The following is a 15,157-nucleotide window of genomic DNA, read 5'->3' on the forward strand; positions in this document are numbered from 1 at the left end:
CCTCAGATAAAGGCAGGTTGCACACGTGTTCCGCACCCGTACGCCGCTCTCAAGTATCCGAAGATACTCTACCGCTCGGCTTGCATGTGTTAGGCCTCCCGCTAGCGTTCATCCTGAGCCAGGATCAAACTCTCCATTGTATGTTTTTCCTGTCTCACTCAAAGTTTTGTTACGCTTTGGTTTTTTTCCTTACTTGGTTGTTATATTATCTTTCAATGTTCTCTATTCTTCTCGCTAAATCTCTCACTGATTACCTCAGTTCCGATTTGCGAGTGCAAAAGTAAAAAGTTTTTTTTTATTGACCAAATGTTTTTGAAAAAATTTTTAAATATTTTCTCTCAACACTACTAAATACCCCTCGCAACACCCCTCCTTATTCTTAAGGCTTATCACTACTAAGTATTTAATCTATCAATCTACTCCTACTCTCTCGTATCGAGGGTGCAAAAATATAAATTCTTTACCATTAACTCCAAATGTTTTATATCCTTTTTTTATCCATAATATATAATCGACTGATTTGCAAAAGAGAAAAATTTTGAACCTAACTAATGAGATGTGTAGAAATTTAATAAATAGTTAGCATAAACCTCGTCTAATCTTTCTAAATCTCCTGTCTTTAGATTGAGAAAACCGTCTTTTCCTCTAAGTGATGTATTGGATACATTAAAATATAATGAGTTATTAGTTCCTGTTTTCGTTGGAAGTTTAATCCTAGAACCAAGAAATCCACCTACTGAAACATCTATTGGCTTTTCTGTTAAATTTATTTTATAATAAGATTTTGGTAAAAGAGTTAATCTTTTATCTTCTATTTTTAATTTCTGAGCTTTGTCTCCTGTGTTAAATAAATAAACTTCATCATGAACCCTTGTTATATTTTCTACATTTATAGAGTACAATAATACTGTATAGTATTGTTTATTTTTAGCGTTTAGCCCATCTATAGTTTCAGGAAATATAATTTGATAAGCATTAGCTCCTATAAATTTAGCCTTATTGTATATTGCTACATAATTAACTCTGTCGTCCGAAGATGCATTAGCTACCTCTAATTTACCTAAATAGTGTGCTTTTTCAATATCTTCTTGGATAAGTCTAAAGAACGATTTATCTGTACTTTCTATTTTATCTTTAATTTCTACTAGGTCGTATCGTTGAGAAAACCCAACAATTGATAGACATAGGCTAAGGGCTAAAACAAATTTATTCATTTTCTTTAAGGATTTCTATGCAAGACTCTAAACTAGGTTGCCAATACTTTATTTCTATCTGATAATCTTTTTCTATTTTATCTAAAGCAAAGGTACTTCTATGTGGTCTCTTAGCTGGAGTAGGATAGGCTTCTGTTGGAATAGGGTTTAGTTTAATATTACTTTTTGAGAATTCTTTAATTTTTGTAGCAAACTCGTACCAAGTGGTCTCTGAATAGTTAGAGAAATGATAGATACCCATTTTCTTTGAAGGTGTTTCTATGATTTTCATTACAGCTTCTGCCAAATCATTTGCATTGGTTGGCTGACCGAATTGGTCGTTTACTATATTTAATTCATCTTTTTGAGAAAAAAGGTGAAGCATTGTTTTTACAAAGTTTTTATTAAACTCAGAGTAAAGCCAAGAAGTACGAATGACTATTGTATTAGGATTATTCTCTAAAGCCAATTCTTCCCCTCTAAGTTTAGACTTCCCATAAACGCCAAGAGGATTGGTAAAATCATCTTCTGAATATGGCAAATTTGTGTCTCCGTCAAAAACATAATCGGTGCTGATGTGTATCAATAATGTTTGATTTTCTTGACAAGCTTTTGCTAGATTTTCCACGCCATTAGCGTTAATGTTATAGGCTTTTTCTTGCTCCTGCTCCGCCAAATCTACAGCGGTGTATGCCGCAGCATTGATACAAACTGATGGTTTTTCCTCATTAAAAATATCTAAAACAGCTCCTTCATCTGTTATATCCAACTCTTTTGAAGTTTTAAATACAAAGTTATATTGTGGATAGTTTTGCTCTAACTTTTTGAAACAATTACCTAGTTGTCCACCAGCCCCTGTAACTAAAATTTTACTCATATCTTATCTTAATATTTACACTATATCCCCACAAATTTATTTATTTTTCTCAAGTTATCAACTCTTTCTTGGAATGTTTTTTCCGATATTTCTACCAAGAATTCACCAAACTGTTCCATAATTTCTGGAGTGTGTTCTTGTGATTTTCTTGTTTTAAGGTTAAAGTGAATAACCTTTACCCATAATACAGCGTAAACTAAATCAGAATCCAGAGCCTTCATTAAAATTTCTACTAAAGCTGTTCTTTTATCCATCATAATGGTTTTACTTGTAATTTTAGCTTTAGTATTAGCTCTTATTTCTCTTAGGTATGCTATTTGGTTTTCTATAGCAATCCAAGTACAGCCTGTTTTTTGTGCATATTCTTGATAGGTAAATCCGTAGTTATCTTCCACATGATCTTCTCTTGCATTGAGCATATACTCCAAATATTTTACATTATTAAGATGCCCTATTGGATCACAATCTGCGAAACGAATTTTAACTATACTCTCAAACTCTTTTAATTCTCCCATATATTATATTTAAATAAAAAAACCACTCTTTTTGAGTGGTTTCATAGATATTTTCAACTTAATTAAAGTCCTAATTCTTTTTTAACAGCTGCAGTAGCATCAGCTCCTCCTTTGTAGATTAACCCCATAGTGTTAGAGTCAAAAATAAAGTCCCAACCGTTAGCTTTAGCTGCTTTTTCTGTAGCTTCCATAAATTTCTTATCTATAGGAGCGTAAGCTGCTTGTTGCTTCTCTGTATAATCTTTCTGAGCAGCTTCTGACATTTGCTGAATATTCTGTTGTTTCTTCTGCAACTCTCCTTCTTTAGCTGTTCTCTGAGCTTCAGTCATTGTAGCTGCTGCTTTTTGGTAAGCTGCAACCTCTTCTTGCCAAGCTTGTGCTTGTTTTTGAATTTCTACTTGTTTTGCTTTAAATACACTTAATAATTGTTCATCTGCTTTTTTCTTTTCAGGCATCATGCTCAAAATAGCTTCTACATCTACTGTAGCTATTTTTTGTGCCTTTGCAACTCCCATAGATACAAACATCATTACCGCTGCAAACAATACGCTTAATTTTTTCATAATAATAAATAAAGTTTAATTTTTATAGTTTTTTATTTCTCTCTGCAATTATACTTATTTTTTTTGATTTTTAAGTAAAATATCCAATACTTTATCGGTATAATCGTACTTTTTATCAGTAAAGAGTATATTTGCATCGTTACCCTTATCAAGAACTATGCCTAAACCATTTTTATCACTAACTTGCTTTATAGCATTCCAAATTTGATCTTGAAAAGGCTTAGTTAGAGATGTTCTCAACTTATTAACCTCTCCATCCGTTCCAAATCTTTTAGAGATAAGACCTTTAAGCTCTTTTTCTAATTCTAAGACTTCTTTTTCCCTTGTCTTTAGTTGCTCTCCTACAAGAAGTACTTTTTCATTTTCAAATGATGTTTTTTTAGCTTCATAATTGGTTTGCATTTGGCTAATTTCAGTTTGCCAAGTTTGCACTTGTGTTTCCAATCTTTTTTCTGCCTCTTTATATTGAGGAAACTTCTCCAAAATATATCGTGTATCTACAACTCCTATCTTCTGTGCTTTGATACCAAAGCTTATAAATAATAGACTGAGAACAAAAGCTATTTTTTTAAAAAAACTTATCATCTTTTCAATATTGAATTATAATGGTTGGTTCATTAAGAAGTGGGTATTCCAGCCCGAAGGTTGTGTGCCTCCTATAGTTTTGTCAAATCCGTAAGCAAAATCGAACCCAATTAAACCAAAAGCTCCCATAAATACTCTAATACCAACACCTACAGAACGCTTCAACTGGAACGGATTGTAAGTTGAAAAGTTATTCCAAGTATTACCTCCTTCAGCAAAAGTAAGTGCATAGATTTTAGCCGTTTGGTTCATAGAAATTGGATACCTTAATTCTACCGCAAAACGGTTATATAATGTACCCCCACCTGTTGGGGTAACATCTTCTGTTAACCCACCTGTCATAGATGCATTCTGATAACCACGCAATGGTATAAGTTCTCTACCATCAAACCTTCCTGCAAAAAGCCCTACACCTCCCAAATAAAATCTCTCAAAAGGTGGAGCTCCTAGTTGCCTATTGTATCCGTCCATAAAGCCCATTTCTGCAGTAGAACGTAATACTAGTTTACCAACAACCGTATTATAAGTTTCAGCTCTCAGTTTTACTTTATAAAACTCTAACCAATTGTATTTTGCCGCAGTGGACATAGTACTATAATCTTTATTCGAAAATAAAGAATACGGTGGTGTAAACTTTACAGAAGCCTCTATATTAGACCCTTGCGTAGGGAAATGAGGATCAAATCCTGCTGAATTTCTACTAAGTGATATATTAAATGCAAAATTGTTTGCGGAACCATTACTCACTTGTTCTGACCCAAACTGGAATGGGAAGTTATTGAAATTATAGCCCTGATAAGAAATCCCTGTATAAAGGGAGAAATTATAATCTGGCCATAATAGTCTTCTTGTCAAACCTACATTCGCAGAGAATATATTTAACCTTTGACTACCTCCTGTAAGGTCTGCATATTTTACTATGGAGTTATTTAAACTTATAGATAAAGCAGTTGGACGGCTACCAAATAACCAAGGCTCTGTAAAAGCAAAACTATAATTTTGGAAGAATTGCCCTGCCTGTGCCTGTAATGATAATACTTGCCCATCTCCTTGAGGAACAGGTTTAAAATCTTTGCCTCTCAAGAAATTTCTAAGAGAAAAGTTATTAAATGTTAGTCCTAAAGTTCCTATAAATGAGTTACCACCATAACCTGCTTGTAACTGTACTTGTGAAGAACCTTTTTCCACCAAACTCCAAGCAACATCTACAGTGTTATTTTGTGGATTAGGTTTGATATCATATTTAATTTGCTGAGGGTCAAAAAACTGCATCCCTGCTAAGTCAAAATAGGTTCCCTTAATATCTCTTTTGGAAAATAAATTACCAGGTCGTGTCTGCAAAGAACGAAGTATTACATGGTCGTGTGTAGTCGTATTACCACTCCACGTTACTCTATCCCAAGAAGCTTTTTCGCCTTCCTTAATTCTTATTTCTAAGTCTATAGAGTCTCCCTTTATTGCTTTTTCTACAGGCGTTACTTGGGAGAAAAGATAACCATTGTTAAGGTATAAAGACTTGATATCCGAATCATCTTCTTTACCACCATCTTCACCTACTTTTTTATTAAATCCTACGGCATCATAAATATCTCCTTTTTTATAACCCAATACTTTTTGTAAAAACTCTGTGCTATAAGCCGTATTTCCAATGAAATTAATGTCTCCAATATAGTATTTTTTACCTTCGTTGAGTTTTACATTAATTTCATAATTATTGTTTTTATTTCTCCAAACCGAATCGGAAACAATTACCGCATCACGATAACCCAAAGAATTATAATAGGTTACTAAGTTTTTCTTATCTTCTTCGTATTTCTCTTTAACAAACTTAGAAGACTTTAATATTCCTAATAAAAATCTCTTTTGCTTAGTCTCTTTAAATGCTTTTTTTCTAAGTTTTTTAGATGAAATATTCTCGTTTCCTTCAAAAGTAATACGGTCTATTTTTATACGCTTCCCCCTCTGTACCTCTATCGTCCAATCCATCATATTAGGATCTTTAGGGTTTACTGTATTCTCCACATTCACCTTAGCGTCAGAGAAACCTTTATCTATCTGCTGTTTAGCAATATTATGTTTTACCGAGTTTATTAAGTCATTAGTGATTTTTACCCCAGGTTTTAAATCATTATCTTTTATGATTTTTTCAGCCTTAGATTTACTGACTTTCTTATCTATCCCTACTACTTTTACTTCTCCTAAATCTTTTAGGTCTTCCAATAAAAATCTAAGCACTATATTTTGCCCATCTACACTTTGTACATAGACTTCTACCTCAGAGAAATATTTAGAATTCCAAAGTTTTTTTATAGCCTCGCTAATTTTTTGTCCAGGCACTTCTATCTGCTCCCCTTTTCTAAGTCCTGTAAATCTTAAAACCTGATCTGCACTATATTTTTTGACGCCATCTACCACTATATCCTTCAAAATATAGTTTCCTTGTAAGTCATCTACCTGAGCTGTACTCTCACTTTGTACCCCTTGTTGAGGATTTGTCTTAGGCACCTCTTGTCCAAATAAATGAGCTGACGCTGCAAATAAAAGAACTGGTAAAAATTTATATCTCATTATATAAAATCTATTCTTTTTCAATTAAAATATTAAGGAGCTACTTGCTCACTGGTTTTGCCGTATCGTCTCTCCTTATTTTGGTAATCTACGACACATTGGAAGAAGTCGTCTTTAGAGAAATCTGGCCATAGAACATCTAAAAACTGTAGTTCTGCATAAGCTATTTGCCATAAAAGGAAATTGCTTATCCTCACTTCTCCACTCGTTCTAATCAATAAATCTACATCTGGAATGTCTTTAGTAAACAAATTCTGACTTATAGTTTCTTCTGTGATAGCCTCTACAGATAACTCTCCATTTTTAACTCCGGTAGCAATTTTTTTCACCGCCGTTAAAATCTCATGTCTAGAACCGTAGCTCAGAGCCAAAACTAAATTTCCGTTAGTATTATTCTTAGTTAAATCTACTACATTTAGCAACTGATCTTTAACCAAAGAAGGTAATCTTTCCACATCGCCTATAACATGCATTCTCAACCCTTTATTGAATATATCTTCCGCCTCTGCTAATAAAGTTTCTGATAACAAATTCATAAGCGTATCTACCTCATCGGAAGGTCGACCCCAATTTTCTGTAGAAAAGGTATATAGTGTAAGATAAGGTACACCTATCTCATTACAGGCGTTGATGGCATTTCTTACCGCTTCAATAGCACTCTTATGTCCAAAGGTTCTTTCTTGTCCCTTAGATTTTGCCCATCTCCCATTGCCATCCATTATAATGGCTATGTGTTGAGGCAGTTGATTTTTATCAATTTTATTCTTTATTTCTGACATTTTCTTAATCACAATAACATGGTGGACGTCCAAAAGAGTAGGATATACCTACAGTAACTGTATTTACCCAATCGTTAGAATTTAAATTCCCTACTCTTTTCGATTCCACATAAGGTTTTATAATTGCATTTATTTCTTCTTCTGAAAGCACTGTATTTCCTCCTCTTATCGCTTTTACTGCTTCTTTATCGTAAAGAACTCTTACTTGGCTTTCTTTCATATTGCTGTAATCAATATTATCCGTAAAGGTAGGACGGAAAGTTACCTCTCCAAACAAAGCCCAATTATAGTTAAACTTATACTTTAATCCTATCCCAAAAGGAATAGACATTGTCAATTTATTAGCTACAGCCCGTTGCCCTTCAGGATAATCTTCGATTGCAGGAGGCATAAAAGTTCCTGTAGCATCTACTAGCTGATAATCAGAAAAATCTAATGTAGTATTAACACTTGAATAAAGCATAGCTCCTATACCACCGAAGATGTAAGGACTGAGCATAGGTGATTTCTGCTCGTTATTAACTGGTAAAAACTGATACTCAAAAACGGATTCTAAGGATAGTACTGTGTTATTACCTGAATTATTTCTAATTCTACGATATTCCTCTTTCGCTAAATGGTCTTGAAACTTAACATTTGAATAAGATAAATTAAATCTAAGCCCTTGATAAGGATTAAAATTCATCTTATAAAAACCTCCTAAATTAACTGGAGGCCCATAAATATCACTAAAAGTTGAAAAATCTGAAAGTAAATAATTAGTCTTACCTATATCTCCCACAAGGTTGCTCACCCCCGCATAAACACCAATCTCATGCTTTTGCGCAAAAGATAGGGTAGAAGTTGTAAAAGTACATAACAGACCGAAAATTATTTTCTTCATAATTTATTGTTTTGAGTAAAACAATGTGCAAATATAAATCTTTTTAAAGTTAAGCTCGTCTTAAAGAAGCGTTAAATATTTTTTCTAACAAGCTCAAAGTTAATTACACAATGTACTACTAAACGCAAATTTATCCATATCATTATCAGTCAACCCTTTATAACAATAGTGTGTTTTAATTTAGCTATTTAATTTAGCTATCACATCTAAACCACCCTTAGTTTTATCTCCTATTTTGCAAAGTATCTCTGTATCCTGTGGTAAAAATACATCCATACGAGAACCAAATTTAATAAATCCAAACTCGTGTCCTGCTTTGGCTGTGTCTCCTTCATTACAGTAGAATACAATCCTCCTTGCAACATAACCCGCAATCTGGCGAAATACAACATTAGACCCTAAAAGAGTTTTAACTGCAACTGTAGTTCTTTCGTTTTCGGTAGAAGATTTCTCGTGCCACGCTACTAGATACTTACCTGGGTGATATTTTTTGTAAACTACCTCCCCACTTACAGGATAACGGCAAATATGTACATTAAGTGGCGACATAAATATAGAGACCTGAATGCACTTCCCTTTTAAGAATTCATTTTCCTCTACTTCTTTTATCATTACCACTTTGCCGTCCACAGGTGCTATTACATTTTCTTTATGTTCTAAAATAGTTCTATTTGGCACTCTAAAAAACCATAAAACCAATCCTAAAATAACCAAAAGAGGAAGTATAATAACCAGTGCCCACCCCTTTAAAAAATAAATAGACAAGCCGCTTACTATAGCCACCACGCTTCCCACCACAAGTAATGTTCCTTTAGATTCTTTGTGTAATTTCATTATTATCAGTTTATTATTAAAATAACTTTTCTATCGCAAAATATAAATATAATACTGGAGCACATACCATAAAACTATCCAGCCTATCTAAAATCCCTCCATGTCCCGGAATGATATTACCACTATCTTTAACTCCAAAAGTTCGTTTTAGTTGGCTTTCTAGCAAATCTCCCATAGGTGCAAATACAGATACTAACACTCCTACCAATATCCAATTACCTCTAAGTTCCGTATAGTTTTGCTCTATAAAAAAACCTAACAACATTGTGCATAACACTCCACCTATAAAGCCTTCCCAAGTTTTCTTAGGGCTTATTTTAGGAGCCATTTTATGTTTCCCAAATAATCTTCCAAAAATATAAGCAAAGGAGTCACTGCTCCAAATAAGAACAAACATCCAAAATACTTCCATAGAAAAGGATTCTGGCAGTCCTTTAATAAAGGTAGGTAAACCCAATGCAAAAGAAAACGGTATCACAGTATAAATAACAGCAAAGATGAGTTTGCCATTTTCGTAATAAAGTTCTTTAGGGTAACGAAATAATGTTAATGCCGCAATAGGCAGTAATGCTAATCCTAATATTTCCGACAGTGTAATATTAGCATAAAAACCATTATAGAAGTATTTCATACTAAAGCGATAATACACAAGAAGAACCGCTGGAAAAACCAACCATTTCCAAAAAGTATTATCAAACTTCATCATTCTCACACATTCCCACACGCCTACAAACAACAGAAATGTAATTAGTCCAAAATAGAGTTGCTCCGCTCCTACCACATAACTACCTAATAAATTATTGATAGTAATAGCTCCATAAGGTGTTGTACAAGCAATTATCACCAGTGCATAAACACCACCAAATATTATACGGAGTAATAAATTTTTATCCAAAACAGAGTTGATTTAGTTAATTTAATCTTCTAGTAGGAGAAGAAAAAGTTTAGTATTCTTTTTTTGAGGGTCATCTAAGTGTGATTGCCCACCACTTATCGAAGTTAGATTTTTAAGAGTGCTTTTTCTCCTCTTCACTTTCATCATTGCTTCGTTAAGATTGGTTACTATCTGAGAAACAGTAGCCATAATCACAATTTTATCTGGTAGTCTAGAAGAGTTATAGTGTAAGATATTATTGTGAGAAAGCATTATTTTGCCATCGTAAGCGATAAGATATTCACAAGTGATAAAGGCTGCATCATTGAAAAGTTCTAGAGTTTCCGTAGAAGATACCCCTATCACATTTAAGAAATCTCTAAGGTTTTCATCACAACAGAAGATAGAAGACATACCTTCTAACTTAACGATTTGATTGAGCGTTTTAAGAGCTTCTGCCTCGTCTGCACAATAATTGAAAATCCCTCCAGAATGTGTAAACAACTGGGCAAATTTATAATCTAAATCTGCAGAACTAAGCTTATCACCTAATTTTATGATATTAGGCTTCTCTGCTTCCTCTTCTGTATTAAAAATTTTACCGACGATGTTCTTAAACCAACTCAAACCAACAGAGGTTTTTCAATATTTTCAACAAAAATAGTAAATATTTATTATATATGGCATTAAAAATTAAATTCTCAATCTTTAATGAAACGATAATAAAAGTCTTAATTCAATATTTTTTCTAAAATCCTCAATGTGATAAGATAGGTAGGCTTAACACCTGTAAGCCCCAATCCTCCTGAAGAAAGGGTACTCCCTGTTTCTAAAGGGTTATCCGAAGCATAGTAAGCATAACACACAAACAAATCTGGACTGATGTGATTTCTTATTTTAGAAGCCACCTGTATAGCTTTTTGATAATGAGCTCCTTCCATCTCAAGACCTATGGCTTTCCAAGAGGTAGTCATGAAGAATGAAAGAATATCCTTATTTTGCAGCGAAGTTCCTAATACCGTAATCATAGACCCTTGAAATGCCTTTAGTTCATCATCTTGAAAATCGGAAAGGCTTAATGCGTTTTCAAAAGGGTAATTATCCGCTGTCCCTTCAAAAATATGAGAAGTAGGTATCATAATATCTCCTTTTTTACCTTCCAAAATTCCTGCTTTACCCATAATAGAAATGGAACGAACTGGCATAAAACACATTTCGTCTCCTACTTTAAAAGGTTTTAAAAGCTCGTCCATAATTTCAAAGGCTTGTTCGCCAAAGGCATAATCAAACACCAAAATCACATCTTCTTTACCGATAGCTTTTCCTTGAAAAGGTGTATTCTCTGAAGTAAATTTCTTTAAATCTATAATTTGAACATCTATATTACTTCCACTTTGGTCGTCTATATAGATAAGCCCTTTTGATAAGGCATAGTCCGAAACTTTTTTTCTTAGATTGGCATCGTTGCTAATGCTTTCGTATAGAGAATAATCTACACTACCTTTATTTTTGATATTAAGAGCATCATTGGCATAAAGCATATTCTTAACACTGTGCATATTGGCACTTATGATATGCAAAGGTCTTTTGTGTAGGTTATTATTTACCAAAACTTCCTTAACCTTATTTGCCCATTTTTCGCCAAAGAAATGATGCCCCACACGCTCCTGAAGTATCGCACTAAAGAAGATTTCTCTCGCTCGTTCTTGTCGCCAATCCGCCAAACTTACCTCACCCATATTATAGATGATTTTGAATAATCGGTCTGGATTTTTCTCATCACCAAACTTTTCGTAAGCATCTAAAGTTTCCTCGAAAGTTCTTCCCAAAAAGGCAGAAAGCTGTATTAAGGCAACTTCTTTTTCTTTTCGTGTAAATTTCTTTTCGCCTTTAGCAACCTCTTCTATTGCCTTCCAAATACGGCGAGGTGTACCTCCTTTTTCTAAATCAAAGCCAATGTTTCTTATTTTATCTGCCTCTATATAGAAGAAAGTCAAGTGGGTGAGTATATCGTAAATTTCTGACCTCCCTAGAAGCACCTCAATATTCATCTGATGAGCATCTATCCTGTAGCAATTTCGTCTTCTTTTTTTAGGAACGATAGGCTGAAAACTCGCCTTGTGGAAACCTTCGTCCGAAGTTAAATGTATAAAAGCACATTCTTCTATACCTTCTGGCAAACGGTCTAGCACATAGAGTAATCCGTCTAGCTCCACCTTTTTGGGCGAAGACATAGAGCCGTAAATTTCGGGCTGTATTACCATCAACAAATCTCTAAGGCTTTCTCCTGATACGCCTCCTGGCTTGAAAAAACCTCTGTAAAATAAGTGCCTCATACTCACAAACAACCTCTCAATAGCCTCCGTTGTTTCTCTTGCTCTAGACTTTACCATAGTGTTAAAAAAGAATAAATTAAACTGCAAACTTACGTATTTTTCCAAATTTATAAGTCTTTAGCTTAATTATCCTTAGTAATATTGGTCTCTGTATGCCTTTTTTGATTTTCTTTTTAGCAGTCTATTTTAAAACCTTATTTTTGCATCAATTAGTTTTAGAAATATGGGGAGAAAGCATAAAAACATCATTATAGAAAACCTAAAGTTAGTATCAGCGGGAGCTAAAGGCGTTGCTGTGGGAAAAACCACCGAGGGCAAAACAGTGTTGGTTTCGGGAGCAGTCCCAGGTGATACGGTAAACGCTAGAGTAAAAAAATCTAAAAAACAATACTACGAAGCCGAAGCTGTAGAGATTGTAGAATTTTCTCAAGATAGGGTAGAGGCTCAATGCAAACACTTTGGAGTATGTGGTGGTTGCAAATGGCAAAACTTGTCTTACGAAAAACAGCTAGAATTTAAGCAGTCCGAAGTTCTTAACAATCTTAAACGAATTGGTGGATTAACCGATTTTGAGGCTTTGCCGATTTTAGGCTCTCCGCAAGAGTATTTCTACAGAAACAAGATGGAGTTTTCTTTCTCTAATGCTAGATGGCTGACTTCCGAAGAAATACTTAATGGAGCTGATATTGACAATAAAAACGCTCTAGGCTTCCATATCCCTGGTATGTGGAGTAAGATTTTGGATTTAAAAGAATGTTTCCTACAAGAAACACCTTCTAACGAAATAAGACTTGCTGTAAAAAATTATGCCGATGCTCACCAGCTAGAGTTTTTTGATGTTAAAAATCAAGAAGGTTTTTTAAGAACTCTTATGCTAAGACAAAACTCCAAAGGCGAGTGGATGGTACTCTTCCAATTCTACAAAGAACAAAAGGAAGAACGAGAAGCCTTGTTTGAATATCTCCTCAACACTTTTCCTCAGATTAAAACTTTGGTGTATGCCATCAACCCTAAACCTAACGATTCCATCTACGACTTAGAGGTAGAAACCTACTACGGCGATGGTTTTTTAATAGAAGAAATGGAAGATTTGCAATTTAAAATAGGTCCTAAATCTTTCTTCCAAACCAATTACCAACAAGCCTTAGCCCTTTACCAAAAGACGCTAGAGTTTGCCGATTTAAAAGGAAACGAAGTGGTGTACGACCTCTACACAGGCACAGGGACTATTGCACAGTTTGTGGCGAGAAAAGCCAAGCAAGTGATTGGGATTGAGTCTGTACCAGAAGCCATAGCTGCCGCTAAGGAACACGCTAAGCATAACGGTCTAGACAACTGCACCTTCTACTGTGGGGATATGAAAGAAATATTTACTGATGAATTTTTAGCTCAACACCCTAAGGCAGATGTCCTAATTACCGACCCTCCGAGAGACGGAATGCACCAAAAGGTAGTGGAACAAATCCTAAAACTAGCTCCAGAAAAAATAGTCTATGTAAGTTGTAACTCTGCCACACAAGCAAGAGATTTAGCCTTAATGAAGGAACATTATCGTGTAGAGAAAATCCTCCCTGTGGATATGTTCCCACAAACGCATCACATAGAAAATATTGCCCTATTAAAGAAGATTTAAAATGAAACTACTCAACCTCATTTTTGTTTTAGGAATGCTACTTTATCTCGCCTCTTGTGGAAGCGATGATGATATTTGTGAAAGTGGACTAAGCTCTCCTAGAATGAAACTTAAATTTAAAGACAGTTCTAACAAACTCTACCAGCCAGATACCCTTATTGTAGGAGTAAAACTGACAGGGGAGGAGAATATTAAAACGGTAGTTTCTGCCTTAAAACCAGATTCGGTACTCGTACCATTGAGAGTAGATGATACCAACTTTACAGACCTCTACATTAGTACCAGTGCCAAAGGAACGCCCTCCAAAGTAAGGGTGCTTTACACGCCTGTTTCAGAATATGTTTCTCCTGCTTGTGGTATGCGAAGACTCTACAACGACCTTTCGGCTGTTTTGGAGAATGCCACTCCTGTTAAAAATATAGAACTCAACGAAAAGAATGTCCACGATGAAAATAAAACCCATCTTTATCTTATTTTTTAGTGTTTTTTTCCTAAACCTATCTGCCCAAGACAAAGACAGCCTAAAAACAAAATGGAAATATCAGCCTAACGCTATGGTGGGTGTTAATGTTTTAGGGGCTGGGCTTTCGGTATTTTCTAAGCAAAAGAACATTCAGTTTTTTGTTTCAAGCGAAATTAAAGGCAAACTCAATGGAATTGTAGAAGGTGGCTATGCCCAAAACATTTATGACAAAAATGCTTATAATGCAACTACTTCAGGGATTTTTGGTAAGCTAGGAGCTTTCTATATGATGGTAACCGATGCCGAAGACCGTCGCAATGGGTTCTATGCAGGAGGTAAACTCGCTACTGCTTTTTATCAGCAAACCTACCTCGCCATTCCTACCAAAGGCTCTCTAGGGCAAGTTTTTACGACTAGTTTGCCCACTTCTCGGCAATCCTCTTATTGGGTAGAGGCTACCGTGGGCGGAAGGGTAAGGCTTTTTAATTCTAACTTCTTTATAGATGTTAATGCACAACCCAAATACTTACTTTATACCACAAAACAAGACGGCGTTTTCCCTATGGTTGTCCCTGGATTTGGGCGAAGCTCTGGCAAATTTAATATGGGATTTGCGTGGAATTTAGCTTATTATTTTTAACCATAGTTTTCTCGTCCCTTTTAGCTACGCCGAACCACTGCGTTAGGTTTAAGTCAAGCTAAAAGTACAGATATATACATCTATTTCCCTTCTTTTGTCTTGAAACAAAAGAAGCAAAAATTCAAGACTGTAACCCCTTTGGCTAAACCTCTTTAATAAAGGCTAAAATCCCCAAAACTCGCTCTAACGCTCCTGCCCACACCTTTGCTCAAACAATGGGTATTTTTTAACGCCTTTACTTACGAGGTTCTTAACGCCATCGGGATTAGAGGTCGGATATACTGACCGCTTTAAATGATAACCACTTAGCCATTATCAATGTTCTGCCGAGCAAAGGTAAGTTTAGGGAATGCCCCCGTAGCGGTATTGGGAGCGATAGCTTCCAAATAGCAGGGGACAGTCCCGTGCCGTAGG

General features: G+C 35.0%; 15 protein-coding genes and 1 rRNA gene. 3 read left to right on the forward strand and 13 right to left on the reverse strand.

What is annotated here, in order from left to right:
- The 13 genes from GXW81_RS02945 to GXW81_RS03005 all read right to left on the reverse strand — a co-directional run.
- Positions 1 to 140, reverse strand: a 16S ribosomal RNA gene (locus GXW81_RS02945); the annotation flags it as partial.
- 408 nt (positions 141 to 548) lie between these two features.
- The gene (locus tag GXW81_RS02950) at positions 549 to 1,214 is read right to left on the reverse strand and encodes a hypothetical protein (protein WP_004917610.1); all 666 of its coding nucleotides are present in this window, start codon (positions 1,212 to 1,214) and stop codon (positions 549 to 551) included.
- Complete coding sequence (gene rfbD, locus GXW81_RS02955) at positions 1,207 to 2,070, reverse strand: dTDP-4-dehydrorhamnose reductase (protein WP_004917607.1); 864 nt, start codon at positions 2,068 to 2,070, stop codon at positions 1,207 to 1,209. Before rfbD ends, GXW81_RS02950 begins: the two co-directional genes overlap by 8 nt.
- A 20-nt stretch (positions 2,071 to 2,090) precedes the next feature.
- Complete coding sequence (locus tag GXW81_RS02960; RefSeq protein WP_004917605.1) at positions 2,091 to 2,585, reverse strand: thioesterase family protein; 495 nt, start codon at positions 2,583 to 2,585, stop codon at positions 2,091 to 2,093.
- A gap of 62 nt (positions 2,586 to 2,647) precedes the next feature.
- Positions 2,648 to 3,148, reverse strand: a complete 501-nt coding sequence (locus tag GXW81_RS02965) for an OmpH family outer membrane protein (protein ID WP_154137306.1) — start codon at positions 3,146 to 3,148, stop codon at positions 2,648 to 2,650.
- A gap of 54 nt (positions 3,149 to 3,202) precedes the next feature.
- Positions 3,203 to 3,733 carry an OmpH family outer membrane protein gene (locus GXW81_RS02970; RefSeq protein ID WP_014937835.1) on the reverse strand — a complete coding sequence of 177 codons (531 nt, stop codon included), beginning with the start codon at positions 3,731 to 3,733 and terminating at the stop codon, positions 3,203 to 3,205.
- Positions 3,734 to 3,748: 15 nt separating this feature from the next.
- A complete protein-coding gene (locus GXW81_RS02975; RefSeq protein ID WP_161531129.1) occupies positions 3,749 to 6,301 on the reverse strand; it encodes an outer membrane protein assembly factor in 2,553 nt (850 codons plus the stop codon).
- A 32-nt stretch (positions 6,302 to 6,333) separates the two neighbouring features.
- A complete protein-coding gene (locus tag GXW81_RS02980) occupies positions 6,334 to 7,080 on the reverse strand; it encodes an isoprenyl transferase (RefSeq protein WP_154468938.1) in 747 nt (248 codons plus the stop codon).
- A 4-nt stretch (positions 7,081 to 7,084) separates the two neighbouring features.
- Positions 7,085 to 7,963 (reverse strand): DUF6089 family protein, encoded by an 879-nt coding sequence (locus GXW81_RS02985; protein ID WP_161531130.1) that lies wholly within the window; start codon positions 7,961 to 7,963, stop codon positions 7,085 to 7,087.
- A 180-nt stretch (positions 7,964 to 8,143) separates the two neighbouring features.
- Positions 8,144 to 8,797: a phosphatidylserine decarboxylase family protein gene (locus GXW81_RS02990; protein WP_161531131.1), complete on the reverse strand. Its 654-nt coding sequence runs from the start codon at positions 8,795 to 8,797 to the stop codon at positions 8,144 to 8,146.
- 16 nt (positions 8,798 to 8,813) lie between these two features.
- On the reverse strand, positions 8,814 to 9,692 hold the full coding sequence (locus GXW81_RS02995; protein ID WP_161531132.1) for a phosphatidate cytidylyltransferase: 879 nt from the start codon (positions 9,690 to 9,692) through the stop codon (positions 8,814 to 8,816).
- Positions 9,693 to 9,713: 21 nt separating this feature from the next.
- Entirely contained in the window at positions 9,714 to 10,298 is a 585-nt protein-coding gene (locus tag GXW81_RS03000) for an LUD domain-containing protein (RefSeq protein ID WP_038693711.1), read from the reverse strand.
- 104 nt (positions 10,299 to 10,402) lie between these two features.
- Positions 10,403 to 12,064 carry a DUF6909 family protein gene (locus GXW81_RS03005; RefSeq protein ID WP_161531144.1) on the reverse strand — a complete coding sequence of 554 codons (1,662 nt, stop codon included), beginning with the start codon at positions 12,062 to 12,064 and terminating at the stop codon, positions 10,403 to 10,405.
- Between the two features lie 166 nt (positions 12,065 to 12,230).
- Here GXW81_RS03005 and rlmD point away from each other — a divergent pair, with 166 nt between their 5' ends.
- The 3 genes from rlmD to GXW81_RS03020 are packed head-to-tail and all read left to right on the forward strand — an operon-like array spanning position 12,231 to position 14,743.
- Entirely contained in the window at positions 12,231 to 13,640 is a 1,410-nt protein-coding gene (gene rlmD / locus GXW81_RS03010; RefSeq protein ID WP_161531133.1) for a 23S rRNA (uracil(1939)-C(5))-methyltransferase RlmD, read from the forward strand.
- 1 nt (position 13,641) lies between these two features.
- Complete coding sequence (locus GXW81_RS03015; RefSeq protein ID WP_161531134.1) at positions 13,642 to 14,121, forward strand: DUF6452 family protein; 480 nt, start codon at positions 13,642 to 13,644, stop codon at positions 14,119 to 14,121.
- Complete coding sequence (locus GXW81_RS03020) at positions 14,087 to 14,743, forward strand: DUF6048 family protein (RefSeq protein ID WP_161531135.1); 657 nt, start codon at positions 14,087 to 14,089, stop codon at positions 14,741 to 14,743. The genes GXW81_RS03015 and GXW81_RS03020 overlap by 35 nt, the downstream gene beginning before the upstream one ends.
- Positions 14,744 to 15,157 lie beyond the last annotated feature (414 nt).

Source organism: Riemerella anatipestifer, from assembly GCF_009932355.1.
GTDB classification, from domain to species: Bacteria; Bacteroidota; Bacteroidia; order Flavobacteriales; family Weeksellaceae; genus Riemerella; species Riemerella anatipestifer_E.